This is a genomic window from Croceicoccus estronivorus, from assembly GCF_001625325.1.
Lineage (GTDB): Bacteria > Pseudomonadota > Alphaproteobacteria > Sphingomonadales > Sphingomonadaceae > Caenibius > Caenibius estronivorus.
In genome coordinates, this window is record NZ_JRQQ01000004.1 from 66,811 (window position 1) to 93,008 (window position 26,198).

General features: G+C 62.7%; 18 protein-coding genes and 2 riboswitches. Of the genes, 3 read left to right on the top strand and 15 right to left on the bottom strand.

All coding sequences use genetic code 11. The annotated features are described in order from the left end of the window. Positions 1-207 precede the first annotated feature (207 nt). Positions 208-397: riboswitch (cobalamin riboswitch) on the bottom strand. Positions 398-418: 21 nt separating this feature from the next. Beyond that, the gene (locus MB02_RS07950; protein ID WP_067535263.1) at positions 419-1,201 is read right to left on the bottom strand and encodes an ABC transporter ATP-binding protein; all 783 of its coding nucleotides are present in this window, start codon (positions 1,199-1,201) and stop codon (positions 419-421) included. Beyond that, a complete protein-coding gene (locus MB02_RS07955; protein ID WP_067535368.1) occupies positions 1,195-2,190 on the bottom strand; it encodes a FecCD family ABC transporter permease in 996 nt (331 codons plus the stop codon). Before MB02_RS07955 ends, MB02_RS07950 begins: the two co-directional genes overlap by 7 nt. Before the next feature lie 88 nt (positions 2,191-2,278). Here MB02_RS07955 and MB02_RS07960 point away from each other — a divergent pair, with 88 nt between their 5' ends. Then, on the top strand, positions 2,279-3,139 hold the full coding sequence (locus MB02_RS07960; RefSeq protein WP_067535266.1) for an ABC transporter substrate-binding protein: 861 nt from the start codon (positions 2,279-2,281) through the stop codon (positions 3,137-3,139). A gap of 17 nt (positions 3,140-3,156) precedes the next feature. On the opposite strand, the gene cobO is transcribed toward MB02_RS07960, so the two are convergent. From cobO to MB02_RS08025, 13 genes are all read right to left on the bottom strand, one after another. Beyond that, positions 3,157-3,762 carry a cob(I)yrinic acid a,c-diamide adenosyltransferase gene (gene cobO / locus MB02_RS07965; RefSeq protein WP_067535269.1) on the bottom strand — a complete coding sequence of 202 codons (606 nt, stop codon included), beginning with the start codon at positions 3,760-3,762 and terminating at the stop codon, positions 3,157-3,159. After that, positions 3,759-7,496: a cobaltochelatase subunit CobN gene (gene cobN / locus MB02_RS07970; RefSeq protein WP_067535272.1), complete on the bottom strand. Its 3,738-nt coding sequence runs from the start codon at positions 7,494-7,496 to the stop codon at positions 3,759-3,761. The genes cobO and cobN overlap by 4 nt, the downstream gene beginning before the upstream one ends. A gap of 1 nt (position 7,497) precedes the next feature. Beyond that, the gene (gene cobW / locus MB02_RS07975) at positions 7,498-8,532 is read right to left on the bottom strand and encodes a cobalamin biosynthesis protein CobW (RefSeq protein WP_067535276.1); all 1,035 of its coding nucleotides are present in this window, start codon (positions 8,530-8,532) and stop codon (positions 7,498-7,500) included. Beyond that, positions 8,529-9,344, bottom strand: coding sequence for an ABC transporter ATP-binding protein (locus MB02_RS07980; protein ID WP_067535279.1), 816 nt, complete (start codon positions 9,342-9,344; stop codon positions 8,529-8,531). Before MB02_RS07980 ends, cobW begins: the two co-directional genes overlap by 4 nt. Continuing rightward, positions 9,341-10,363 (bottom strand): FecCD family ABC transporter permease, encoded by a 1,023-nt coding sequence (locus MB02_RS07985; protein WP_235829463.1) that lies wholly within the window; start codon positions 10,361-10,363, stop codon positions 9,341-9,343. The genes MB02_RS07980 and MB02_RS07985 overlap by 4 nt, the downstream gene beginning before the upstream one ends. After that, positions 10,360-11,214 carry an ABC transporter substrate-binding protein gene (locus tag MB02_RS07990; protein WP_067535281.1) on the bottom strand — a complete coding sequence of 285 codons (855 nt, stop codon included), beginning with the start codon at positions 11,212-11,214 and terminating at the stop codon, positions 10,360-10,362. Before MB02_RS07990 ends, MB02_RS07985 begins: the two co-directional genes overlap by 4 nt. Beyond that, on the bottom strand, positions 11,214-11,771 hold the full coding sequence (locus MB02_RS07995; protein ID WP_067535283.1) for a DUF7676 family protein: 558 nt from the start codon (positions 11,769-11,771) through the stop codon (positions 11,214-11,216). The genes MB02_RS07990 and MB02_RS07995 overlap by 1 nt, the downstream gene beginning before the upstream one ends. Before the next feature lie 64 nt (positions 11,772-11,835). Further along, positions 11,836-13,704 carry a TonB-dependent receptor plug domain-containing protein gene (locus tag MB02_RS08000; RefSeq protein WP_170304676.1) on the bottom strand — a complete coding sequence of 623 codons (1,869 nt, stop codon included), beginning with the start codon at positions 13,702-13,704 and terminating at the stop codon, positions 11,836-11,838. Between the two features lie 213 nt (positions 13,705-13,917). Then, positions 13,918-14,166: riboswitch (cobalamin riboswitch) on the bottom strand. A 97-nt stretch (positions 14,167-14,263) separates the two neighbouring features. After that, positions 14,264-16,069, bottom strand: coding sequence for a glycogen debranching protein GlgX (gene glgX / locus MB02_RS08005; protein ID WP_067535289.1), 1,806 nt, complete (start codon positions 16,067-16,069; stop codon positions 14,264-14,266). After that, a complete protein-coding gene (gene glgA, locus MB02_RS08010) occupies positions 16,066-17,517 on the bottom strand; it encodes a glycogen synthase GlgA (protein WP_067535292.1) in 1,452 nt (483 codons plus the stop codon). The genes glgX and glgA overlap by 4 nt, the downstream gene beginning before the upstream one ends. Continuing rightward, the gene (gene glgC / locus MB02_RS08015; RefSeq protein WP_082826066.1) at positions 17,514-18,782 is read right to left on the bottom strand and encodes a glucose-1-phosphate adenylyltransferase; all 1,269 of its coding nucleotides are present in this window, start codon (positions 18,780-18,782) and stop codon (positions 17,514-17,516) included. The genes glgA and glgC overlap by 4 nt, the downstream gene beginning before the upstream one ends. A gap of 22 nt (positions 18,783-18,804) precedes the next feature. Further along, complete coding sequence (gene glgB / locus MB02_RS08020) at positions 18,805-20,970, bottom strand: 1,4-alpha-glucan branching protein GlgB (RefSeq protein WP_067535299.1); 2,166 nt, start codon at positions 20,968-20,970, stop codon at positions 18,805-18,807. Next, positions 20,967-23,360 carry a glycogen/starch/alpha-glucan phosphorylase gene (locus MB02_RS08025; protein ID WP_407919334.1) on the bottom strand — a complete coding sequence of 798 codons (2,394 nt, stop codon included), beginning with the start codon at positions 23,358-23,360 and terminating at the stop codon, positions 20,967-20,969. The genes glgB and MB02_RS08025 overlap by 4 nt, the downstream gene beginning before the upstream one ends. Before the next feature lie 344 nt (positions 23,361-23,704). Here MB02_RS08025 and MB02_RS08030 point away from each other — a divergent pair, with 344 nt between their 5' ends. Together MB02_RS08030 and MB02_RS08035 are read left to right on the top strand one after the other, a co-directional pair. Continuing rightward, positions 23,705-25,327 carry an alpha-amylase family glycosyl hydrolase gene (locus MB02_RS08030; protein ID WP_067535303.1) on the top strand — a complete coding sequence of 541 codons (1,623 nt, stop codon included), beginning with the start codon at positions 23,705-23,707 and terminating at the stop codon, positions 25,325-25,327. Between the two features lie 73 nt (positions 25,328-25,400). Further along, positions 25,401-26,168 (top strand): ion channel, encoded by a 768-nt coding sequence (locus MB02_RS08035; RefSeq protein ID WP_067535378.1) that lies wholly within the window; start codon positions 25,401-25,403, stop codon positions 26,166-26,168. Positions 26,169-26,198: the final 30 nt, after the last annotated feature.

Sequence of the window (26,198 nt, forward strand, 5' to 3'; positions counted from 1 at the left end):
CTTACGACAAGATCGGGCACCGGGCCGGATCGGGACAGGGGAACGAATTTCGACAACATAGGCGAACACCTTCAGACAAAGGGCCGCTCTCGTTTGGGGAACACCGTGGGCGTGGAACACACCGCGGCCATCCCCCGCGCGATACGCGGGCCGGATCTGTCGCCGCTCGGGTTCACACCCCGTCCGCCCGGCACACCCTGTCCGCACGAAGGACGACAGCGAAAGGCAGGTCTCCTGGCTTGCGGATCGTCGCCGGATCGCGCCGCCTTCTCGGGACAGTATCCCAATGGCATATGGCGCGCGGCTAACCGCTCACAGTTGCAGGGGCAGCCGGGGTATCGCACCCCGTTCCCGTTTTAATCCCCGCTACCGGGGAACCTGTCGCTGGCAGCAGCGATAGGCACGATGATGCAATGCGTCAATCGGCAGAAACGCGTTCCACGGGCACGATCATAGGGGTATTTCCGTCCGTCCGGACATAGGCACCGATGCCGTACACTCCCGCCAGCCTTTCCGGGGTCAGGACATCGGCAGGCGGGCCATCGGCCACCAGCCGACCCCGGTCGATCAGCAACAGACGGTCGCAATAACGGGCTGCCATTGTCAGATCGTGCAGCACCGCGATGACCAGCGCCCCGCCATGTGCTTCGCGGGCGAGCAGCGTCATGACATCTATCTGATGGCCGGGATCGAGCGAGGCGAGCGGTTCGTCGGCGATTAGCCCCTTCGCGCCCACCGCCAGGGCACGAGCCAGCAACACGCGGGCCCGTTCACCGCCGGAGAGTTCCATCGCATTGCGATTGCGCAGATGGAGCACATCCGCGCGCTGCATGGCCTGTTCGATTATGCCGCCATCCTGCGCTCTGATTCGCGAAAGCGGGCCGAGATGAGGCAAACGGCCCAATGCGACGAGCCGTTCCACGGCAAGAGGCCAGTGCAACGTCTGCCCCTGAGGAAGGTAGGCAAGCATCCGGGCGAGAGTCTGCCGCCCCATTTGGCTGACTGGCGTCCCGTTGATCCGTATTGTCCCCTCCGCAACGGGAGCAAGGCCCAGCGAAGCACGGACAAGCGTGGATTTTCCGGCGCCATTGGGTCCGATAATTCCGACCAGCGAACCACTGTGAAGCGTGGCAGACACGTTCCGCACCACCATGCGGCGGCCCAGCGCGACTGTCATGTCGGCAAGTTCCATGGTCACCATATGCGCCGTTCCCGCATCAGGTGGAGCAAGAAGACCGGGACGCCGAGAAAGGCTGTGACTACCCCCAGTTTCAGTTCTGCCTGTGTGGGGATGATCCGCACAGCCACATCCGCCAGCGTCAGTAACACCGCGCCCCCGATCATGGATGGAAGCAGGAGCGTGGAGGGGCTGCGGTCAGTGAAAGGCCGGATCAGATGCGGGACGATCAGACCGACGAAGCCGATCGAACCGGACACGGCAACCGCGCCTCCGACGCCTATGGCCGTACCGAGCAGAATGGGCAACCGTGCCCGGGCAAGGTCGAGGCCCAGCGATTGCGCGGCGTCTTCCCCGAGACTTAATGCATCGAGCACCTTGCCACTGCCGAGCAACAGAGCGGTGCCTGCCAGAACGCAGGGGAGGGCGATCCACACGTGGCGCATCGACCGGTTTTCCAGCGAGCCGAGCAACCAGGACGTAATCTCCATCGCCGCGAATGGATTGGGTGAAAGGTTGAGCGCGAGGCTTATCCCCGCTCCGGCAAGTGTCGATACCGCGATGCCGGCGAGGATCAGCGTCAACGGGCTGCCGGAATTGCCGGCCAGCACAAACAGCATGCTGAGCGCGACGAGACCGCAGGCGATCGCCATGAGAGGCAGGAGCGCCATGTTCCATTCCGCCAGCCCGAAGTAGATGGCGACGACCGCGCCCAGAGCGGCTCCGTTCGAAGCGCCGAGTACGGAGGGTTCGGCCAGTGGATTGCGCAGATAGCCTTGCAAGACCGCGCCGCTCAGGCCGAGTATTGCGCCGACCAACAGGCCGACAAGCAGCCGGGGCAGGCGCAGGTCGACGACAATGGCCGTGGCGATCCTGTCGCCATGCCCGGTAAGGGCGGACAGAATGCGGGGAACCGGCAAGGGCACCGGACCCAGCGCCAGCGATGCGGCGGCGGCGGTTGCCAGCAGCAGGATCAGCAGAGGCAGCAGCCAGCGATGCCGCCGGTCAGGCAGAGGAGGGGCATTCACGAAAACCTCGCATTGGATCGGTTGCCCCGTCACGCTTGTGTCCCGGGGTCGTGCTGATAAGGGATGCGGCATAATGCCGCAGACGAAATATTTTGGAGCCCGCGTCGCCGGGGCTATCGGTGTGTTGCTGGGCGCCCTTGCACTGGGGGCAGGCGCATATGCTTCGAACCGCGCAGAAGCGGCGAAGCCAGCCCCGCAACGGATCGTTTCGTTGAACCTTTGCGCGGACCAGTTGCTCCTCGCATTGGCCGATCGCGGGCAGATTGCGGGCCTGACGCACAATGCAGACAACGCGGAACTGTCTGCGGCGGCATCGCGGACGAAAGGTTATCCCATTCTCGGCCAGTCGGCGGAAGAAGTGTTGGCGATCGAACCGGATCTGCTGGTAGGCATGCCTGCGCGGCGCAGTGCCGTGATGATGGCGCTGGCGGATCGAGGCTATCCGGCGCTGGATGTCGACCGGGCGGAGAGTCTTGCGGACATCGTGAGGGAAATTCGCAAGGTTGCCGGTGCCGTTGGCCATCGGGAGCGTGGGGAAGCATTGATTGCCGATATGGAACGGCAACTCGCGGCCATTCCGAAGCCGGGCAATGGCCGGGTAGCGGCCTATTACCAGCGGCGTGGTTTCCTGACCGGTACCGGCACCTTGGTGGACGACCTGATGCGGCGTGTCGGGTTGGTGAATCTGGCCGAAACGCTCGACAAGCCGCCGCTCTCGCACATGTCGATCGAGGAAATGGTTGCCGCCCAACCCGATTTCATCATTGTCGAAGCCGGGGCCGGCCACGTTTCGGACCAGGGTACCGAGATGTTGCAGCACCCGGCACTGCGGGACATCCCGCGCCTCCGCTTGCCACAGGCATGGACAGTCTGCGGAGGACCCGCATATGTCGAGGCCGCGCGCAGTCTCGCAGGGCAGATTGCGGCGGATTGAGATGAACGTGGCCGGGGTCAGAATTCAATCCCCGGCTGGGCTTTCACGCCGCTGCGGAAGGGGTGCTTCAGCATGGTCATCTCGGTGACGAGATCTGCCGCTTCGATCAGCGGTTCGGCGGCATTGCGGCCGGTGACGACCACGTGCTTCATCGGTGCGCGATCGGTCAGAACGGCCAGCACTTCGTCCAGCGGCAGGTAATCGTAACGCAGGACGATATTGAGTTCGTCCGCCAGCACCATGTCGTAGGCCGGGTCGGCGATCATGCGCTTGACCTCTTCCCAGGCTTCGCGCGCAACGGCGATGTCCCGTGCACGATCCTGAGTGTCCCAGGTGAAGCCTTCGCCCATCGGCTTGAATTCGACGTTGTCGGGGAAAGCATCGAACACGGCCTTTTCCCCGGTTGTCATTGCGCCTTTGACGAACTGGACCACGCCGACTTTCTTGCCATGGCCGATCATGCGCAGAACCATGCCGAGCGCGGCGGTCGTCTTGCCTTTGCCCTTGCCGGTATGAACGATCAGCAAGCCCTTTTCGGCGGTCTTGCTGGCCATGATCTTCTCGTGGGCGGCCTGTTTCTTTTTCATTTTCTCAGTGTGGCGATCACCGGTGCGTTCGATCATATCGGTTTCTCCTTGATGAGTTCGGCCAGCAGCAGGGCGGCGCTGTTGGATCGGGGCTTCCACATCTGGCGTTCGATTGCCTCGGCCATGCGGGCAGCGCTTTCGCGCAGGGCGGCCGGATTCGCCTCGGCCATGAAGCTGCGAACGGCTTCGTCCTCGAAAAAGGCGGCATGGACAGCGTCGAAATGATGGTCCCGCACGGCGTGCGTCGTGGCGGCGAACGCGAACAGGTAGTCGATGCTGGCGGCGATCTCGAACGCGCCCTTGTAGCCGTGACGCATCACGCCCGCGATCCACTTGGGATTGGTGACGCGGGCCCGGACCACGCGGCCGATCTCGTCGGAAAGAGTGCGAGCTACGGGGCGTTCCGGGCGGCTGTGATCGTTATGATAGGATAGCGGAACCTTGCCCGACAGATGTTCCACCGCCGCAGCGATTCCGCCTTCGAACTGATAGTAATCGTCGCTGTCGAGCAGGTCGTGTTCGCGATTGTCCTGATTCTGGACCAGGGCATCGACGCGGGTGAGACGCATGGCAAACAGGTCGCGCTCCGCCTCTCCTTCAACGCCGCCGCCATAGGCATAGCTGCCCCAGTCGAGATAGACGTTGGCCAGGTCTGCCCGTTCCTGCCATATCCGCTCGTCGATCATGGCCTGTAGTCCGGCCCCGTAGGCCCCCGGCTTCGATCCGAATACGCGCGCGCCGACGCGGCGGGCGGCCCGTGCCGGGTCCGCCCCCTTGGCGACCAGGGCGGCAATCTCATCCCGATGGCGCGCCGCCGCCGGGTTGTCTTCCTCCGGTTCGTCCAGCGCCATGACGGCCCGTGCCGCGCTGTCGATCAGGTTCATCTGTTCAGGAAAAGCATCGCGGAAAAAGCCGGAAACGCGGAATGTCACGTCGACACGGGGGCGGCCCAATTCTGCCAGGCTCATGATTTCGAAGCCGAGGATACGGCCGGATGTCCAGTCCCAGCGAGGGCGGGCTCCCATCAGTGCCAGGGCCTGCGCGATATCGTCCCCTCCGGTGCGCATGTTGGCTGTCCCCCACGCGGACAGGGCCATTGCGCGCGGATATTCGCCTTCGCGCTGGAGATAATCCTGCACCAGCAGTTGCGCGGACCGCAGCCCGAGATCCCAGGCCACCGCAGTGGGGACGGCTCGCGTATCGACGGAATAGAAGTTGCGCCCTGTGGGCAAGACGTCCGGCCGCCCCCGCGTTGGCGCTCCGGAAGGGCCGGGGAGGACGAAACGCCCATTCAGCCCTGCGAGCAATGCTGCTCGCTCTGCCGTTCCACAGGCATCGACACGCGGCGCGATTGCAGTCGAGATGGCGTGAAGGACAGCGGTGCTTTCAGGGCCGGGCGGAGCCCCGCCTTCGATCAGCTTCGCTGCCAGCTTTTCCAGACGTTCGACGGTGTCGCCGGTGGTGCGCCACACGTCCGGTGACAGCTCTGCCAATGCCGTTGGCCGGGGGCCTGCCCATGGATCGCCCAAGCGGCAATCCAGCGGGTCGAAGCCAAGCTCCAGATCGTTGGCCAGTGCACGCAGAAGGGATGCCTGCCCCGGTTGGTCGTAGCCGCGCGGCGTGCGCGCCAGAGCAATCAGGAGATCGCGCCGCAGCGGCCCCTGAGGGGACAGCGTAAAGACATGCAACCCATCGCGGATTTGCATTTCCTTCAATTCACACAGGTAGTTGTCGATGGCGGCCAGTGCGTGATCGTCTTCGCCTTCGGCCCCGGCATCCTGATCCAGACCTTGCGAACGGGCGAGGTCGATTATGTCCCGCCGCAGCCGTTCCAGCCTGCGTGGGTCCATTCCCGCGGCGAGGTAGTATTCGTCGACCAGGGCTTCCAACTGCTTGAGCGGCCCATAGCTTTCTGCGCGGGTCAGCGGCGGTGTCAGATGATCGACGATACAGGCCCCGATGCGACGTTTTGCCTGAGTGCCTTCGCCGGGATCGTTGACGATGAAGGGGTATAACTGAGGCACCGGCCCGGCACAGATTTCCGGAAAGCATGCCTTTGAAAGAGATACGGCTTTGCCTGGCAACCATTCGAGGTTCCCGTGCTTGCCGACATGCACGACCGCGTGAACGCCAAACTCCCGGTTCAACCAGACATGAAAGGCAAGGTAGGCATGCGGCGGTGGCAATGCCGGGTCGTGATAACTTTCCTTGGGGTCGATATTGTAACCGCGAGCAGGCTGAACTGCGACGACCATGTTGCCAAACAGGTGAACGGGAAGCCGGAAGCACCCGTTTCGAACCATGGGATCGCTCTCCGGCGCACCCCAGCGTGTGCTCACTGCCGCCCGTGCTTCTTGCGGCAATTCGGCGAAGGCAACACGATAGTCATCCAGTGTGAGGGCCACTTCTCCGGGCCGATCACGGGAAGTGAGGTCGTTGGTTACTCCGCCGGTCATCCGTTTCATCAATGCTGCGCCGTCCGGTGGAGCACCATCGCAGAGGTATCCCGTATCCTTCAGCGCGGCGAGTATCGCGGCGGCGCTCGCTGGCGTGTCCAGTCCGACACCGTTGCCAATGCGCCCGTCGCGATTGGGGTAGTTCGCCAGAATCAGCGCAACCCGTCGTTTTGCCGGGGGCGTTTGCCTTAGACGTGCCCAGTTCGCAGCGAGGTCTGCGGCAAATGCCAGTCGGTCGGGCTGTACTCGGGGCACGACAATGCCGCATTCGGTGACAGGGTCGAACCGTTCCGCCGCCTTGAATGCGACTGCGCGGGAAAACAGCCGCCCGTCCACTTCGGGCAGGGCGATGTTCATGGCGAGATCGCGCGGGCCGAGGCCTCGCATGCTGTCCTGCCAGGCGGTCTCTTCCATTCCGGCAAAGACAACCTGGAGGATGGGGCAGTCTGCATCCTCAAGCGGAGAGGGGACACGGCTTTCAGAGGTGGAGGATGCGGCGAAAGACGTCGCATTGACGATGACGTCGGGCGCGATTTGGGGCAGGCTGCCTGCCATCCAGTCTCGCACGAAAGGTTCGCGTAATGAGCGGACATATACGCCCGCGACATTAAGATCGCGTGCTTCCAGCGCGGAAATCATCGCATCTACCGCACCCAGCGTGCCGGCGATCACCAAGGCCCGATAGAACACGATCAGGGCGGTCGGGCGGTCCTTGTTCCAGCGGGCCTGAACCTCTGCCAGAGTGGGGCGATCTTGGCCCGGCAGATAGAGTCCGGCGTCGGCCACGGGCACGGGATCGTCAGGTTGGCCGCAGTCCTTGCCGATCAGCCGGGCGGCTGTTTGCAGGAAGCTCAGGGCGTTGGCCTTCCCGCCCTGCCGCAGGTAGGCGCGCAGATGCTGGCAAGTCTCAGCAGACAGCGTGGACGCACGATCCAGGGCGGGGTCTGCTTCGCGCCCATCGGCAATCGCGGCAAAGGCAATGCCATGCTTGCGCGCCACGGCGGTTATTTCGTCCACCCCATAGGGCCAGTAGCTTTTGCCGCCGAGCAGGACCACGCACACGAAGCGGGCCTTCGCAATAACCTTCTCGACATAGAGATCGACCGAATAGGGATGGCGCAGTTGCAGCAGATTGGCGAGGCGCACTCGTGGCGCATCGTCGCACAGTGTCCGCAACTGCGCTGCGGCCTGGGCAAAGCACGCAAGTTCGCTGTCAGCCACTGTCAGCAATACGATATCGCCCGGCGACTGGTCGAGGTCGACAGCCTCGTCGCCATTGGCAATGTTGCCGGGGGTGGCTGCCAGCAGGTGCATGTCAGGCGATCGCCTCGGCAAGGCCGCTTTCGATGGCTGCACGGTCGAGGCCGGTCTGGCCGATCACGACCAGCTGGGTACGGCGCGCTTCGCCTGCCTGCCAGCGACGATCGAAATGGTGCTGGATACGAGGCCCAACAGCCTGAATGACAAGCCGGGTCGGTTTGTCGGCCAATGCGACCATACCCTTGACGCGAAGAATGTCGTGAGTGCGGATCAGAGTGGTGAGGCGATCGAGCAGGTTCTCCAGATCGCCGACTTCCCCGCCGGAAACAGCGAAGCTCTCGAAATCGTCATGATCGTGATCTTCATTGCCGTCATGATGCGAAGGACGGGCATCGAGATCGTCTTCCGCACCGGAAGCAAGGCCAAGCAGAATCGCAGGATCGACTGCGCCATGGGCGGCATGAACCAGCCTGACGCCTTCCCGAACTTCCTCGGCAAGGTTTGCCTTCATCGTTGCGAGGGCCGCCGCATCGACAAGGTCGGTCTTGTTGAGAATGACGAGATCGGCACAACCTAGCTGATCTTCGAAAAGCTCCTCCAGCGGGCTATCGTGGTCGAGATTGGGATCGGCCGCACGTGCGGCGGCCAGCGCGGCCTCATCCGTGGCAAATCGCCCGGCGGCGACCGCGTCGGCATCGATCAGCGCGACGACGCCATCGACTGTGGCTCTGGTGCGGATATTGGGCCACTGAAACGCTTTGACCAAGGGCTTGGGCAATGCCAGACCCGACGTCTCGATAACGATGTGATCGGGCGGGTTCGGCCGGTCGAGCAGCTTTTGCATGGTGGGCAGGAAATCGCCCGCGACCGTGCAGCAGATGCAGCCGTTGGCCAGTTCCACGATGTCGTCTTCAGGGCAACTGGCATCGTTGCAGCCTTTCACCAGATCGCCATCGACACCGACATCGCCGAATTCGTTGATGATGAGCGCGATCCGGCGGCCCTGTGCATTGTTCAGCAGGTGGCGGATGAGCGTGGTCTTGCCCGCGCCCAGAAAACCCGTGATGACTGTGGCAGGCACTTTGCTCATGCCGTTTCTCCTTCTTGGTTGGGTTTGCGATCGGCGGCATTCAGGGTGCGCCAGGGGATGACGAAACGCTCCGCCTCATGCGTGCCGTGATGAGCGGCGACGGCATAGTGCTGCTCCATTCCGGCGGGAGAGAGCACATCGTGCGGGGGGCCGTCGGCGGCCAGCCTGCCGTCGCGCATCACCAGCAGCCGGTCGCAAAACCGCGAAGCGAGTGCGAGATCGTGCAGCACCGCGATCACCAGAGCGCCGCGTGCCGCCTCTTCGCGCAGCAGGCCGATGATGTTGAGCGCATGGCGCGGGTCCAGTGCGCCCACCGGTTCATCTGCGATCAGGATTGGCGCCTCTACCGCAAGGGCCCGGGCCAGCAGGACGCGGGCTCTTTCCCCGCCGGACAATTGCTGGATGTTGCGGTCGGCGAGGGAGAGAACATCGGCCCGGTGCAAAGCGGCCTCTACGGCCCGCCGGTCGCCGGGGGATGCCGTGCCGAAACGTCCTGAATGCGGTGCCCGGCCAAGGGTGACGGTCGCCCGCACGGCAAGCGGCCAGTGGACCGTGTCGCCTTGCGATAGATAGGCGATTTTCCGTGCGGCATCGCGCCGGTCCATAGTGTCGAGTGCCACGCCATTGACGGCAATCGTGCCGGAAGCTGGCTGCAATAGCCCGGCGATGGTTTTAGCCAGGGTCGATTTTCCCGCACCGTTAGGCCCCACCAGCCCGATCAGGCTTCCACCCTCCGCCGTGAAGCCGATGTCATGAAGGATCGTCCTGCCCGCAACGGGGACGTAGAGGTGATCGATCTCCAGCCGGGTCATGGCAGTTGCCGCCGCAGATGAAGGACGAGGTAGAGGAAGAACGGCGTACCGAGCAGCGAGGTAAGGACGCCTAGCTGCAATTCCGGGCCGATTGCGATCAGGCGTACGACGATGTCGGACGCCAGCACCAATGCCCCGCCGCCAATGATGCTGGGCAGTACAGTGCGGCTGGGCACTTGCCCGACCAGCGGGCGCACGAGATGGGGCATCATCAGGCCAACGAAACCAACCGAGCCGGACACCGCCACGCCGGCCCCCACCGCCAGACTGGTTCCGGCAATTGCCATGGTGCGCAGACGGCTGGCGTTCAGGCCCATGCTGCGGGCGGTGTCCTCACCCAGAGAGAGCAGGTCGAGCGATGGAGCCGCCGCAAGCAGGGCGGCCAGCCCGACAATCACGAACGGCAGTGCGAGCCAGACTTCGGAGAATGTCCGGTCCTTGACCGATCCGAGCAGCCACATGGCGATTTCGCTGACCGCCCAGGGGTTGGGGGACAGGTTCATCGCCAGCGACGTCAGGGCAATGGCGATTCCGCCAATTCCGGTGCCGACCAGTATCAGTGTCAGCGTGCTTGCGCTGTCGCGCGCTACCACCAGCAGGATTACAGTGGCAATGGCCGCACCGGACATGGCGCAGAGCGGCAGCGACATGGGCACTGTGGCAGCCAGCCCGAAATAGAGCGCGACCACCGCGCCGAGGCTGGCGGCGCCGGTAATGCCCAATGTGCCGGGTTCTGCCAGCGGATTATGCAGCAGGCCCTGCAGCACGGCTCCTGCCCCGCCGAGCGATGCTCCGACCAGGGCGGCCAGGATCATGCGGGGCATGCGCAGCTGTTGGACAATGGTAGTGGTCGCCGGATCGGCCATTCCGAATGCGGCCTGCACGAGGCGTCCGGGAGGAATGTGGACGTAGCCAATGGTCAACGACGCCAGCATCAGCCCTGCAAGTATGCCGAGCAGAATGAGGCAGAGCGGAGCGGTGCCGATACGCGAGGTGGCCGGAGCGGGCAGGCGGTTCAATTGCGCCTCCTTGCCAGCAGGCGTTCGCGTTCGGCGGCAAGTTGCTCGACGGCCTCGATCAGCAGGGGGCTTCCGCAGTTCCAGTACTTGCCGTGAATGTTCACCACGGGCCGGGTGCGCGCCTTGCCCCACAACACGGGATTGCGCCGCAGCACAGACGATGCATTGCTGCTGGTGTCGAAATAGCTCACGGCGAACACGTCGGGCGGATGAAGCACGATGCGTTCGACCGGGACCCCGCCCCAGAATGGCGGCCCCCATTCGGCCTGCAGGTTGCGGAACCCCGCCGCCGACAACGCGGCATCCACGAATGTTCCGGTGCCTGCGCCACCCCCGTCGGGGCGGTAATAGATTGCGGTGGGCCATGCGCGGCGGGGCTGTTGAGGGCGAACCCGCGCCAGCCTCGCTCTCAAATCGGATATCACAGCCTCGCCTTGGCGCGCACGACCGATTGCAAGCGCGACTCTGCGGGTCATGGCTTCGATTTCCGGCCAGTTGTTGGCTATGGGAACGTCCACGACATCGACGCCGAATTGCGCCAGCGCATGAGCGCTGCGTTTATCTACGGCATCGCTTACCAGCAGGATGTCGGCACCTGAGGCGATGACTTCTTCTGCGGCTCCACGATTGGCAGGAAATGCCCGAGCGCGCCGGGCATAGAATGAAAGCGGTCCGACGGCCTGAGCCGAGACGGAGGCAATCTGGCGGCTGTCGCCCAGCATCAGTAGCATCTGGTCGGCACACAGGCCGAATGACGCCACGCGGGGCAACGTGGGGTTGGCGGCGCCTGCTGTCGGCGCCATGGTGAACGCCAGCGTCATGCACAGAAGGAAGGCCGGCCGTGCAGGCATCAATGGCCAAACCCCTGTCCGGCGGTATCGCGACCGTCGGGCTGGTGCCCGGCATAAGTTTCAAGCGCATAGTGCCAGAGAGCCAGGCGGCTCCAGTCGGGGCGCTCCGCCAGTCCGTCTTCATCGGTCAGAAACGGGTTCGGGAAGTAGATGCTGAGAGTGGATTCACCCTTGCCGTTCTCGACTCTCAGGGACCAGGTGACCGGATTGCCGTGCTTGTCCATTCCGCGCACGAGCTCTGCCTTGGAAGGGCGGCGATGCGCGGCGGTTTCGGGATCGGCCCGGCTTTCGCCGAGACAGAGGTGGAAATGCCCGAAACGCCCCCAATGGACTGTCAGGTAGCCACCGCCATAGGAAATGCGCTGCGGCTGTTCCGGGCAGCGCAATTCATAGGCGCCCCCGGCAATCATCGGGCCGAAGGTCAGACCTTGCCAGTGGTTGTGAAACAAGTCGCGAAACAGGGTTTCAAGGAAGGTTTCGTCGAGGGGTAGTGGCCAGACATCGGCTTTCCGCCGTCCGTCCGCGTGTCGTTCCTCGATTTTCTTGATCGGGGCCATCGTGCTTCTCCCGTCTATGGAAAAAGGCAGGGCGGCGTCGCTGTCCGCCGCCCTGCAAGGGGCTTCAGAAGCTGACGCGGACACCGCCGTAGGCGCTGCGGCCCAAGGCGGCGGTCCCGTAGCTGACCTGGTACCACTTATCGAACAGATTCACGACGCGGCCGAAGATCTCGACATTCTCGCTGATCCGATAGGATCCGAGCAGATCGACAACGGCATAGGCGCTGGTCGCGCCGCCATAGCCGGAGAGATCCTTGTCACGGAAACGGGCCCGCAAGGTGAGCTCTGCCTGCTCGACCGGCAGAACCGTGATGGCCGAACTGGCAGTATACTTGGGCCGACCGCTATCGACGTAAGTCCCGTCGAGGTCGTCGTCCGTTTCGTGATCGGTGTAAGTGAAGCTCTGGTTCAGCTTCAGCCATGGAAGCGGCTCGGCCGTAAGGCCCAATTCCACGCCACTGGCGCGGGTTCGGCCCCACTGGTCATATCCGCCGTATGGCGGTCGGCTGCCATCGAAGACGATCTCGTTCTTCTTCCTGAGGAAGAAATAGCTGGCCTGGATCGACAGCGTATCGGCCAATGCGACATCGACACCAATATCCCCGCCCCGGCTGGTTTCCGCCTTGAGATCGGGGTTGCCATAGGTGGGATCGAACAATTGATACAGTCCGGGCGACTTCGCCCCTGTCCCGTAGCTGGCGCGGAACTTGAACGGCCCGGCCGCATAGGCGATTGTGCCGCGATAGGTGTCGAACGTCCCGAAGCGGCTGTTGTCGTCGATGCGGGCCGCACCGGTCAGCGTCAGCCCTTCTGCCGGGCGCAGGGCGATTTCGCCATAGACCGACCTGGTGTTGATCTTTTCGAGGAAATCGCCGGAGTAGTAGGTCTCCTGATCGGTCTTTTCCCGTTCCAGATTGCCGCCGGCCGCGATGCTGGCCAGCCCGCCGGTGTCATAGGAAACATCCAGAGAGAGTGAGTCCTTGGTACCCTTGTAAAGATCGCCCTCGGGCCGGTTGGAAGTGCCGAAATAAAGCCGGCGGGCGACGTATCGGCTGCCCGTCAGCTTTACGTTCAACTTGTCGTCGTCGCTCCTGTAGAAGCCTTGGCCGGCAAAGGCATATTCCCGTTTCTTGACGGTATTGAGCGTATCCGACGTGGTGTTGTCGAGATCGGAAAAGGAATCGAGCCAGAAGCCGTTCAGCTGGAAGCTGAGGTTGGGGCTCGCTTCCAGACCGGCGCGACCGGAAAAGCCATAGCGCCAGTATTCGTCATCTTCCGTTACCGGCGCAGTCGCGGTGCGCGGATCGGCCAGCGATGGGCCATCATGGCGATAACCGGTTGCTGTCAGGCGAAAGTCGAGCGGCCCGGTTTTGCCGAGAATGGAGGCTCCGCCATTGAGTGTGCCATGCGAACCGGCCTGGGCCTCGGCATTGACCTTCACTCCTTCCTCAGTCGCGCGCTGGGTGATGATGTTGATGACGCCGCCAATCGCATCCGAACCATAGAGCGAGCTTTGATTGCCGCGCAGCACTTCGATCCTCGCGATGTCGGCGGCGATCAGGTGGTCCGACTGGAACTGGGTGCTTGTGGAACTGGGATCGCCCAATTCGATACCGTCGACCAGCCATAGCACTTCATCGTTGTTCGATCCCCGAATGCTGACACTGGCATAGTTGCCCGGCCGGTCGGTGCTGACCAGCACACCTGGAACGTCCTGCAGGACATCCTTGACGAAGGTGACCTGGCCTGACGCAAGCTGTTCCTGTGTAACCACTGAGACTGCACTGCCGATTTCACGCGGCTCGGTCGTTGCGCGTGAAGCCGTGACGACGATGTTCTCGCGCCCTTCCGCAGCCAGATCGTCGGCAGATTCCGCATGGGCGGACACAGCCCCGGAAAATGCGAGTAATGGAAAGAAATATATCGTCTTCATGGGTTTACCCCCGCGCCAGAGCAACTGACGGCAGGGGCAGCCAACGTGCGCATGGGGCCGGTGCCAAGGCACCGGGCAGGCGAACGAACGACCGGCCAGCGCCGCGGACGGGCGCATGATCGCCCGCGTGCGCATGACCGCGCGGCCCCAGCCGCATCGGTTCGTCGCTCAGACGGAGTGTTACCGTGCCATGGCCATCCCCTGGACCGCGGCAAGAGCGACCATGCGCCGGCAGGTCTCCTGGCTCGCGGGTCAGGGCTCGATGCACGGCCTTCCCAGGCCCCGCATGATTTAGCGTCCGGCCCAGTGGCTGCTCCCCTCCGTTATCGGGTGGGGGGCGATGTGCATCGCGCTCGCCGCTTACAGTTGCAGGGACAGCCTCGGATTCGGAACGGCCATCGGCCTTTCCTCACCGCGTTCCCATATTAAGCCCTCTCGGGCACCGGCGCGATCATTGGAAGCAGAAGGATCCGCTTCCGGGACCGGCCCATAATCGCAAATGCGGGCAAAGCCAATCCTCCATCGCAAGATAGCGGGAATGGGGCATAATCGGCGGGTGTCAGCGGGACTGTTCGGTTGTCGAAACCGATACCGTGCGGGTATCCCGATCCACCCTGACGGTGTAGGGCCGTTCTTCCTCGCCGGATTGGAAACGGAAACCGGGCGCCCGGGGGTCTTCCCAGTCGGGAATTTCCATGCGCTTGCCATCCAGGCGGAGCCAGTCCCCGGCTGAGGGAAAGTCCGTGAACCATTGCACATGGGCTGCTCGCCATGCGGACAGAGAAACGGTATAGTCCTCCAGTGCCGTGTCCCGTCCGGCCCAGCCGATCCAGGTCGTTTCGTTGTCCTGCGCATAGGCGTTGTTGTTGCCATGCTGCGTGCGGGCAAATTCGTCCCCGGCAGTCAGCATGATCGTCCCGGTAGAGGCGAACAACGTGCCGAGCAGTGCGCGCAGGTCTGCCTGCCGACGGGCCAGCACCGCGGGGTCATCGCTCGGGCCTTCGACGCCGTTGTTCCAGGAAAAGTTTTCGCCATGGCCGTCCCGGTTGTCTTCGCCATTCGCGTGATTGTGGCGGTGGAGGTAGGCGACCGTATCGGCCAGTGTGAAACCATCGTGCGCGGCCAGAAAATTGACGCTGCGGCAGCGGTGCCCGAAAATGTCGGACGATCCCGCAATCCGGGTGGCGAGCTTGCCCGGTTCTTCATCGCCGCGCCAGAAGCGCCGGACATCGTCGCGAAACCGGTCGTTCCATTCGAGCCAGTTCGCCGGAAACCGGCCCAGTTGGTAGCCACCGGGCCCGATATCCCATGGTTCTGCGATCAGGACCCTGTCGGCCAGCCAGGGATCGCGGGCAATCTCCGCAAAAATCGGGGCATCGCGGGAAAAGCCCGGCCCCCGGGCGAGGATCGGGGCGAGATCGAACCGGAACCCGTCGATGCCGCAGTGCTTCACGAAATGGCGTAGCGTGTCGATCGCCATGCGCCGGACGGCCGGATTGGCGAAGTCGAGCGTATTGCCGCACCCGGTGTCATTGATGAGCGCGCCGTCGGCATCATGCGCATAGGCGGCGTTATCCAGCCCGCGCAGGGACAGGACGCCGCCATGCACATCGCTTTCACCCGTATGGTTCAACACGAGGTCGAGGATCACTCCGATCCCTTTGGCATGGAGCGCCGCGACCGTTTCGCGCAGTTCGGTCACGCCGCCCGGGCACAATCCGGGATCGAGCGCCATGGGGGTCACCGGGTTATAGCCCCAGGCATTGCGCAGCCCGAGCGGCGGCAAATGCCGTTCGTCGATCCAGGCAACGATCGGCATCAGTTCGATCGCCGTAACATGCAGCTTGCGCAGATGCGCCAGGACTGCCGGATGGGCGAGGGCGGCGACAGTCCCGCGTAATCGCTTGGGTACTCTGGGATGCCGCATGGTGAAGCCGCGCACATTGATCTCGTAGATCAGACCGCCGGGTGTGAAGCGTGGCGGGCGGCGCAGGCATTCGGGCAGCAGATCGGGAACCACGGCGCGGGGAACCAGGGCGGCAGTGTCTTCGCCGAATGTGGCGAGCCGGGGATCTTGCGTAAACCGCCGGTCAAGCTCCAGCGCATAGGGATCGACCAGCAGCTTCGCTGGATCGAACCACTTCCCGCTCTCGGGCGCCCATCCGCCATGCGCGCGATAGCCATAAGGGGTGCCTGCAAGGTTTCCGGCAATTTCCGCTGTCCATCCGGCGTCCGTCCGATTCATGGCGATGCGCCGTTCCACGCTTCCTTCGAAGAGGCAGAGATCCAGCTTGTCAGCCTCCGGAGCGCGCACGGCAAAGCGGGTTACGCCGTCCGTTACGTGCGCACCCGGTTGCTCTTTCATGTGGCCAGCGACGCATAGAGATCGGCGTAAGCCTTGCCGCTGCGCGACCAGGAGAAATCGCATTTCATCCCGTTGCGCTGAATGGTGCGCCATTGGTCCCGTTCGCCATAGAGTGCGGCAGTCCGGCTGACGGCGGCGCGCAAGGCGTGGTAGTTTACCCCATCGAATTGCACGCCTGTGGCCGTTCCCGCCCCCAGGGCGGCGATATTGGCGTCTATTACCGTATCGGCCAGCCCTCCCGTGCGGGCGACCACCGGGACGCAGCCATAGGCCAATGCGTAAAGCTGGGTAAGGCCGCAGGGCTCGAAACGGGATGGGACCAATATGGCGTCGCCGCCAGCCTGCATCCTGTGAGCGAGCGGCTCATCATAACCGATCCTGACCCCGATGCGGCCGGGATGGCGTGCGGCGGCGGCGTGAAAACCGGCTTCCAGTGCGGCGTCGCCTGCGCCCAGCAGCGCCAGTCGGCCACCGATGCCGACCAGGTGGTCCAGCACCTCCAGCAATACGTCCATACCCTTCTGCCAGGTCAACCGGCTGACGACGACGAACAACGGGCCTTCGTCCTGCTCCAGCCCGAATTCCTCTTCCACGGCGCGTTTGTTGGTGGAACGGCGCGTGAGGCTGCGCTGCCCGAAATTGGCGGCGATGTATTCGTCCGTTTCCGGGTTCCACAAGGTAGTGTCGATCCCGTTGACGATCCCGTGGACCCGGCTTTCATGCGCCATGATGACGCCTTCCAGCCCCATGCCGAATTGCGGATTACGGATTTCGGCGGCGTAAGTGGGGCTGACGGTAGTTATCGCCCCTGCTGCTTCGAGGCCTGCCTTAAGGAATCCCACGCCCCCGTGGTATTCGACGCCATGCATGGACCAGGCGCTGTCGGGCAGGCCGAGTTGAGGAAACACTTCCGAACCGAAATGGCCCTGAAATGCGATGTTGTGGATGGTCATGACCGAGGCGAGCGGCTTGTCGGTGCCGGAAGCCGGGGCAAAGCGCAGATAGGCCAGTGCCATTGCGGCCTGCCAGTCATGGGCATGGACGACATCGAAGCGTTTGCGCTTGATCGCACCTCCGGCGAGATCCGCGGCAGCCCGCCCGAATGCGGCAAAGCGCCGCCAGTTGTCCCTCCAGTCGTGGCCTGCCGGATCGGCATACGGTCCGCCATCGCGAGAGAAGAAGCCAGGTGCGTCGAGCACGATCAGCGCATGGTCGCCCATTTTGCCCGCGATCAGGCGGGCGGGTTCGCCCATCAGCGAAGGATAGCTGTGCAGCAGGCGACCCTTGCCGATGGCCCGCATCACAGCGGGGTATCCCGGCAACATGGTAGTCATCGCGATGCCGTGGGGGGCAACCGCGCCGGGCAGGGCGCCTGCCACGTCTGCCAGCCCGCCGGTCTTGATCAGCGGCACTGCCTCAGACGCGAGGGAAAGGACCGATAGCGTCATCCCTCGGCCTTGAGTTTGTCGATCATCACCTTGGTAATCAGGCACACGCCCTTTTCAGTGCGGCGGAACCGTTGCGAGTCCAGCTCCGGGTCTTCGCCTACGACCAGACCTTCGGGAATGCGGACGCCGGAATCGATGATGACTTTCGACAGCCGCGCGTTCCGTCCTATGTTGCAGTAGGGCATGATGACGGCTTCTTCGACGCTCGAATAGCTGCCCATCTTGACCCCGGTGAACAGCAGGCTGCGATGGGCAGTGGCGCCGGAAACGATGCAGTCCTGAGAGATGAGGGAGGACACGGCCATTCCGCGCCGTCCTTCCTCGTCATGCACGAACTTGGCCGGTGCGGCGACGATCTGGTCGGTCCAGATCGGCCATTCACGATCATACATGTTCAGTTTGGGCACGACGTCGGTAAGGTCGAGATTGGCTTCGAAATAGGCGTCCAGCGTGCCGACGTCGCGCCAGTATTCCTCGATCTCCTCTGCCGCGCGGATGCAGCTGTTGGTAAAACGATGGGCGACGGCTTTGCCATGCTTGACGATGTAAGGGATCACGTCGCCACCGAAGTCGCGCCTTGAATCCGGGTCGGCGGCATCGCGCCGCAACTGTTCGAACAGGAATTTCGTTTCGAAGACGTAGATTCCCATGGAGGCGAGCGCATTGTCGGGATCGCCTGGAATGCCGGGCGGGTCCTTGGGCTTTTCGATGAACGCCGTGATATTGTCCTGTTCATCGACATGCATCACGCCGAAGCCCGTGGCGTCCATCCGTGGAACGACCAGGCACCCGACAGTGACGTCCGCGCCAGAATCCACATGCTGGCGCAGCATCAGCTCGTAATCCATCTTGTAGATGTGATCGCCCGCCAGAATGACCATGTAGCGGGGGGCATGTGCTTCGATGATGTCGATATTCTGGTAAACCGCGTCCGCCGTGCCTTCGTACCAGTGGAATTCGTCGATACGCTGGGAAGCGGGCAGGATGTCGAAGCTTTCGTTCCGCTCCGGCCGCATGAAGTTCCAGGCCCGCTGCATGTGGCGGATCAGCGAGTGGGCCTTGTATTGCGTGGCGACGCCGATGCGGCGAATGCCCGAATTGATCGCGTTGGACAGGGCAAAATCGATGATCCGGCTGACCCCGCCGAAATAGACTGCTGGCTTGGCCCGGCTGTCGGTCAGTTCCATCAAGCGGCTGCCGCGTCCGCCGGCCAGGACATAGGCCATGGCCTCGCGGGCGAGCGGTTGTCCGTACGAATCCCTCATCTAGGGGCCTCCCAACGCTTCACTACTCAAACTCCAGCATGATGGTTGCCAATGGCGGTAATGTGACATGGGCGGCGCCATGTTCTGCCCGGACCTGGCCGAGATTTCCCTGCCCGCTTCCACCGTAGGCGGTGGCATCGGTGTTGAGCACTTCATGCCAGAGACCGTCATGCGGCAATGGCAGGCGGTATCCGGTGCGCAGGGCTGGCGTCATGTTGCTGACCACTGCAACGGGCCGTGCGCCGGGTGCCTTGCGGAGCCATGCGAAAACGGAGTTATGGGCATCGTCTACGATCAGCCATTCGAAGCCGTCGCCTTCGCAGTCACGAGCGTGTAGCGCGGGCTTTTCGCGGTACAGGCGATTGAGATCGCGAACCAGCGCCTGAACCCCGGCGTGGGCGGGCGCATCGCACAGATCCCAGTCCAATGCGCGATCTTCCGCCCATTCGCGGCGTTGGGCGAATTCCTGGCCCATGAACAGCAGCTTCTTGCCCGGATATCCCCACATGAGCCCGTAATAGGCCCGCAGATTGGCGAATTTCTGCCAATCGTCGCCTGACATCTTGTTGAGCAGCGATCCCTTGCCGTGAACCACTTCATCGTGGCTCAGCGGCAGGACGAAATTTTCGCTGAAAGCGTACATCAGGCCGAAAGTGATGTCGTCGTGGTGGTAGCGGCGATGCACCGGCTCCCGCGCCATGTAGCGCAAGGTATCGTGCATGAAGCCCATGTTCCATTTGAACCCGAACCCCAACGAGCTTGCGTGAGGGCCATCTTCATAGGCCGGCAATGTCACGCCAGGCCAGGCCGTGGATTCCTCTGCAATGGTCATCACACCCGGATGGGTGCCGTACACGGCGCGGTTCATGGCGCGCAGGAATTGCACCGCTTCCCAGTTTTCGCGCCCCCCTTCGGGATTGGGTATCCAGTCGCCCGCCTTGCGGGAATAATCCCGGTAAAGCATCGACGCGACGGCATCGACGCGCAGCCCGTCCACATGATATCGCTCGGCCCAGAACAGCGCGTTATTGACGAGGAAGCTGGATACTTCCCGCCGTCCGAAGTTGTAGATCGCGGTATTCCAGTCGGGATGAAAACCCAGACGCGGATCTTCATGCTCGTACAACGCCGTTCCGTCGAAATGAGCCAGGCCATGTTCGTCGGTGGGGAAATGGGCCGGAACCCAGTCGATCAGGACGGAAAGGCCCGCCTGATGGGCCCCGTCGACAAAGCGGGCAAAGCCGTCCGGCGCGCCAAAGCGGGCGGAAGGGGCATAGAGCCCGGTCGTCTGGTAACCCCAGCTTGGGTCATAGGGATATTCGGATACCGGCAGGAATTCGATATGGGTAAACCCCATGTCCGCGACATAGGGTATCAGCCGTTCGGCCATGGCGTCCCAGCTCAGGAACCATCCGTGTTCGTCGCGTTGCCATGATCCGGGATGGACTTCGTAGATCGCGATCGGCTCACGGCGTGGGTCGGCGCTGGCCCAGAAATCTCGATGGGCCGTGTCGCCCCAGTCCTGCTTGCCGGTGCCCGCCACGACCGACGCGGTTTTGGGGCGCAGTTCCGATGCGAAAGCGAAAGGGTCGGCTTTCAGCGGCTGGACTGTTCCATCAGGGCCGACGATCCGGTACTTGTACGCGCGCCCCGGGCCGATGTCGGGAATGAATATCTCCCATACCCCGATGTCCTTGCGGCTGCGCATGGGATGGCGGCGATGATCCCAGTCGTTGAAGTCGCCTACCAGCGACACTTGCCGGGCATTGGGAGCCCAGACCGCGAAATGGACACCCTGCGCGCCCTGATGTTCGATACAATGGGCGCCAAGCTTGTCGAACAATCGGAAATGGGTGCCCTCTGCAATCAACAGGTCGTCAATCGGGCCGAGGACCGGTCCGAAACTGTAGGGGTCGGTAATCCACCATTCGTGATCCCCGGTCGTACAGCGGTATTTGACCGGTTTGGGTTTGCCGCGGAGCTTGCCCTCGAACAGACCGCGTGGGTCGGTGCGCGTCAGTTTGCCAAGTCGCCCGCCCTTGAGACTGAAGGCTGCGGCAGTCTCTGCGCCGGGCAGGAATACTCGCGCAAAAGTACCATCCGGGCCCGGATGGACACCCAAAAGCGAGAAGGGATCGGCGTGAGAGCCTTCCAGCAAGGCCTCGATCGCGCTTGCGGGTGGTTTCACAAGACCTTCCAGATATCCCTCGCATATTCGGAAATCGTCCGGTCGGAAGAGAACCAACCGACATTGGCGATATTGTGGATCACCGATTTACGCCATCCGGCCTGATCCTCCCACCGCTGGTCCACGGAGCGTTGCGCGGCGGCATAGGAATCGAAATCGGCGGCGACCATGAACCAGTCATGATCGTAAAGGCCCCCCATCAGGTCCGCGTAGCGGTTGGGATCGTCCGGGGAAAAGACACCGGTGGCGATAGCAGAAACTGCCTGCTGCAATTCGCGAGAATTCTCGATCACTTCGCGTGGCTTATAGCCGTCTGCCCGCCGTTCCGCGACTTCTTCCGCAGTCAGGCCGAAGATCACGATATTGTCATCGCCGACCCGATCCTTGATCTCGATATTCGCACCGTCGAGTGTCCCTATGGTAAGGGCTCCGTTCAAGGCGAATTTCATGTTGCCCGTGCCGGACGCTTCCATCCCGGCGGTGGAAATCTGCTCGGAAAGATCGGCTGCCGGAATGATCCGTTCGGCAAGACTGACGTTGTAGTTCGGAACGAACACCACCTTGAGCAAACCGCCGACAGAGGGATCGGAATTCACTCTGCGGGCAATGTCGTTGGTCAGTTTTATAATCAGTTTGGCATTGTGATAGCTGGACGCGGCCTTGCCCCCGATGATCTTGACCCGGGGCACCCAGTCGCGTTCCGGGTGGCTGCGGATCTGGTCGTAAAGGCCGACCGTTTCCACCAGATTGAGCAGTTGCCGCTTGTATTCGTGGATGCGCTTTACCTGCACATCGAACAGGGCATCGGGATTGAGGCGAACGCCTGTCAGCTCCTTGAGATGGGCGGCGAGTGCGACCTTGTTGGCGCGTTTGACCTCGGCCACGCGTTCCCCCAGCGCGGGATCGCTTGCCAGCTTGTCCAGTTCGACAAGCTTTTCCGCATCGTCGAGAAAGGCGTCGCCGATGGCGTCGCGGATGACGGAGGTCAGACCGGGGTTGCACTGTTGCAGCCAGCGGCGTGGGGTGACGCCGTTGGTCTTGTTGTTGATCCGGTCGGGATAAAGCCGGTGAAGGTCCGCGAAGACCGTCTCCTTCATCAATTCGGTGTGCAGGGCCGCTACGCCGTTGACGCTGTGCGCCCCGGCGAACGCCAGATTGGCCATGCGCACGCGCCGTTCCCCTCCCTCGTCGATCAGCGAGATCGCGGAAATGGCGCCATCGTCCAGCCCGGCCTTGTGGGCTTCGCGCAGGACGCGGCTGTTGATGGCATAGACGATCTGCATGTGGCGCGGCAGCAACCGCTCGAACAGGGGGAGAGGCCAACTCTCCAGCGCTTCCGGCAGGAGAGTGTGGTTGGTATAGGCAACGGTGCGGCGGGTAATGTCCCACGCCTCGTCGAATTCCAGCCCGTGAACGTCGAGCAGGAGACGCATCAGTTCCGCCACCGCGACGGACGGGTGCGTATCGTTGAGCTGGATCGCTGCCTTGTCCGGCAGGGTACGAATATCCCCTTCATACTGGACGTGACGGCGCACGATGTCCTGAATGGAGGCGGACGAGAAAAAGAATTCCTGCCGCAGCCGCAGTTCCTGCCCCGCGGCGTTGGAATCGGCCGGATAGAGCACACGCACCAGGCTGTCCGCGCGCACCTGGTTGGCCATGGCTTCGGCGTGGTGGCCGGCGTTGAATACATCCAGGCTGATCGGGTCGAGCGCGCTGGCGGTCCACAGCCGCAGCGTGTTGACGCGTTTGCCCCGCCAGCCGACGACGGGGGTGTCGATGGCGGTCGCCTCGACCTCTTCTGCCGGGCGCCATTCCACACCGTCGTTAAGGCCCACGACTTCGCCTCCAAAGCCGACCCGATAGGCGCTTTCACGCCGTTCGAATTCCCAGGGGTTGCCATGGGCAAGCCAGGTCTCCGGCAGTTCGAGTTGCCAGCCGTCCTTGATCCTCTGGCGGAACATACCGTTCACGTAACGGATGCCATAGCCGTAAGCCGGGATGTCGAGCGAGGCGAGGCTTTCCATGAAGCAGGCCGCCAGCCGTCCGAGCCCGCCATTGCCGAGGGCGGCGTCCGGTTCCAATTCTTCCAGCGTGGCGAGGTCGAAGCCATGGTTGCGCAGGGCCTCTTCCATTGCCCCGGTCAGTTCCATGTTGCTCAATGCATCGCGCATCAACCTGCCGATGAGGAATTCGAGGCTGAGATAATAGACGCGCTTTTCGCGTTCCGCATATGTGCGCCGGGTGGCTTCCATCCAGCGGTCGATGATCCGGTCGCGTAGCGTAAGAGCAGCGGCGGTGAACCAGTCGTGTGGCTTTGCCGCCCGTTCGTCCTTGCCGATGCGGTGCCGCAGCACGTCGATCAGCAATTCATCGATGTCGGCAACGATTGCGTTGGGGAACGGGGTATCCGGCAGCTGAGGCGTGGTGTCGGCAGGCAAGGCAGTCGCTCCTTCGATCAAGCGCCTTTCGGGATGTACCCGTCGGGCCGGCAATTTACGGCCTCTCCTGCTGCCAACATCCACCGTATCAGGCGGCTGGCAGGGGTATTCCCGTGCTTGCCGACTCCCGATGGAGATTGCTCCTCCTGTCGTCTCCTGATGTTGGGAGTAAGCCAGAGAAGGCGCTTCGACAAGATGGCTTTGCAGCATTGTGCAACTGCAAAAGATTGCGCGGGCATCCGGCGCAATTCATGATAGGAAACAGGCCTCTTCCACGGAGCCGTGAACGACGCATGATTGCCGAAAAATTCTCTGGTCCGCGTGCGGGTTCGTCGGAACCATGGTGGCGGGGCGCGGCAATTTACCAGATATATCCGCGCAGTTTCCAGGATAGCAATGGGGATGGCATCGGCGATCTGCGGGGCATCACCGGGCGGCTCGATCACGTAGCATCACTGGGCGTGGATGCGATCTGGATTTCGCCGTTCTTCGCATCGCCGATGCGGGATTTCGGGTACGACGTTTCCGACTATTGCGCGGTCGATCCGATTTTCGGGACCCTGGAAGATTTCGATGCGCTGGTTGCCGCTGCTCACGCACGCGGGCTGAAGGTCCTGATCGACCAGGTCTATGCCCACACGTCCGACCTGCATCCATGGTTTGCCGAGAGCAGGGCATCGCGGGACAGTGCCCGGGCAGACTGGTACGTGTGGGCCGATCCGAAAGCGGACGGTACTCCTCCCAATAACTGGCAGTCCGTATTCGGCGGCCCGGCGTGGACGTGGGACGCCCGCCGTTGCCAGTATTACATGCATACTTTCCTGAAAGAGCAGCCGCAGCTCAATGTGCATCAGCGCGACGTGCAGGATGCCTTGCTGTCGGTGGCGCGCTTCTGGCTGGAGCGGGGCGTGGACGGGTTCCGGCTCGATGCGTTGAACCATTCGATGCACGATCCGCTTTTGCGGGATAATCCACCGGCACCTGATAATGGCCGGGTGCGGACGCGGCCATTCGATTTCCAGTTGAAAGTGCACAGCCAGTCGCAACCGGGTGTCGTCGCATTTATCGAACGGCTGCGCGCGCTGTGCGACGAATTCGGGGCGATCCACACGGTCGCCGAAGTGGGCGGTGACGATGCGGAGGCGGAACGCAAGGCCTATACCGCCGGCACTCACCGGCTCGACAGTGCGTACGGCTTCGACTTCCTCTACGCGCCCGAATTGACGGCAGCGTTCGTGGCCGAGACCATGAAGGGTTGGCAGCAAGGCGAGAGCTGGCCGAGCTGGGCGTTTGAAAACCATGACGCGCCGCGAGCGGTTTCGCGGTGGTGCGCGCCCGGGGAGATGGCCCGGTTCGCGCGGGTGAAAATGGCCTTGCTCATGGCTCTGCGGGGCAATGCCATCATCTACCAGGGGGAGGAACTGGGGCTCGAACAGGACGATATTCCCTTCGATCTGCTGCAGGACCCTGAAGCTATCGCCAACTGGCCGTTGACCCTCTCGCGGGACGGTGCGCGCACGCCAATGCCGTGGGTCGATCAGCCGCTTGGCGGTTTCACGACCGGTACGCCCTGGTTGCCGTTGTCGGATGCCAACCGCAGGCGGTCAGTGGAAAGGCAGGATACCGATGAAACGTCCCTGCTGAACCTGACGCGCCATTTGCTTGTCCTGCGCAAGAGCCATCCGGCATTGCATGGGGGCGCTTTCACGAACTGCCGGGCCTCGGGCGATTTGCTGAGTTTTGAGCGCACCGCTGGAGCGCAGCGAATTTTCTGCCTGTTCAATCTGGTGGCGGAATCTGCGGCTGTGATGCCATCGCTTCCCGATGGGGAGCCCATTCTGGCCATCAACGGTGCGACACGGCATGCCTTGCCGGGATATTCCAGCGTGTGGTTGTCGTGCTCTCCGGCCGCTTAGGCAGGCCTGACAGACGCCATTGGATTTTCTCCTGCGTTCGTAGATGATGCCCTGCGAAAGGGGGAAGGGCAGCATGACGATTCACGACCGCCTGACTGCCTTGTACGAAGGGAATACCCCGACTGCACGCGCCTACGGCTATTTCCTGCTGATCTTCGACATCGTCATGATCGGCTACGTCATCATCTCCTCATTCTTCCTTGGCACGCAGTTAATCGAAGTCATCGACGTGTTCTTCGGCATAGTCATCGTGTTCGACTTTGCTGCCAGACTGATCATCAGCCGGTCGCGCTGGCGCACGCTGTTTGGTGTCTGGGGGCTGGCCGATCTGGTCGTGATATTGTCACTGCTCGCGCCGATTGCGGGCGAAGGGTTTGCCTTTTTGCGCGTCGTGCGCACTTTCCGCCTGCTGCGATCCTATCATTTGCTGAAGCAGTTGCGCGACGATTCCCTCTATTTCCGGCGGAACGAGGCAACGCTCTTTGCCCTTATCAATCTTGGCTTGTTCATGTTCGTAACCACCGCGCTGGTGTTCGAAACCCAGCACGGCACGAATCCGCACATTCAGAATTATGCCGATGCGCTGTATTTCACCGTGACCACACTGACCACGACCGGCTTTGGCGACATCACTCTGCCGGGTGTGACGGGGCGATTGCTGTCCGTTGCGATCATGATTTTCGGAGTCTCGCTGTTCGTCAGGCTGATCCAGGTGCTTTTCCGGCCGCCGAAAGTGGAATATGAATGCCCCGACTGCGGGCTTGCCCTGCATGATCCCGATGCGATCCATTGCAAGCATTGCGGGCGAGTGCTGCACATTCGCAATGAAGGAATGGCTTGATCGGCGGACCTGTCGCACCGCTCAATTTGT